General features: G+C 69.7%; 1 protein-coding gene. It reads right to left on the bottom strand.

Annotated elements, in window-relative coordinates; genetic code table 11:
* Positions 1-22: 22 nt before the first annotated feature.
* Positions 23-337, bottom strand: a complete 315-nt coding sequence (locus VP06_RS24795) for an NIPSNAP family protein (RefSeq protein WP_048466477.1) — start codon at positions 335-337, stop codon at positions 23-25.
* Between the last annotated feature and the right edge of the window lie 277 nt (positions 338-614).

Consider the following 614-nt stretch of genomic DNA (forward strand, 5'->3'; position numbering starts at 1 on the left):
GCCGGCGCGCCGGCGGCGGCGCTCACTCCGCCAGCCCGGTCACCCGGCGCAGGAACAGACGGTCCTCCCGGCGGATGAACCGTTCCGCCTGGGCGAAGCGGAAGGTCTCCCGACCGAGAGGATCGTCGCGCAGGCGCGCACGATACCGCTCGTAGGCGGCGAGATCGGGCAGGCTGTAGAGGCCGTAGGCCGTGGTGGCCGAGCCTTCATGCGGTGCGAAATAGCCGATCAGATCCGCGCCGCAGCGGGGAATCGCGGTGTTCCAGCCGCGGGCGTAGTGCTCGAACGCATCGATCCGCGTCGGCTCGATCTGGTAGCGGATGAAGCAGGTGATCATCGGGGCGCGGTCTCCGTTCGACGCCCCGATGATGATGGGAGGCCGGCCGTGATGCTTCGGGCGTCTCCGTAGTGTCGCCCCGCGCAGGGTCGCCCCGCGCAGGCAGGCGGATCGCGGTTTCTAGATCGAAAGACGCGCTCGACAAGCGCTGCCAATCTCGGTTCTATCCGGCACCCCGATCCTCGCCCGCCAGGGTCGGGACGGCAAGAAACGGTCCCCGGAGGAACCCAGATGCGCTCATCCCTGACCGCGCTCGCGGCTGCGCTCGCCTGCGCGA

Origin of the sequence: Methylobacterium aquaticum (genome assembly GCF_001043915.1) — a bacterium.
Taxonomy (GTDB): domain Bacteria; phylum Pseudomonadota; class Alphaproteobacteria; order Rhizobiales; family Beijerinckiaceae; genus Methylobacterium; species Methylobacterium aquaticum.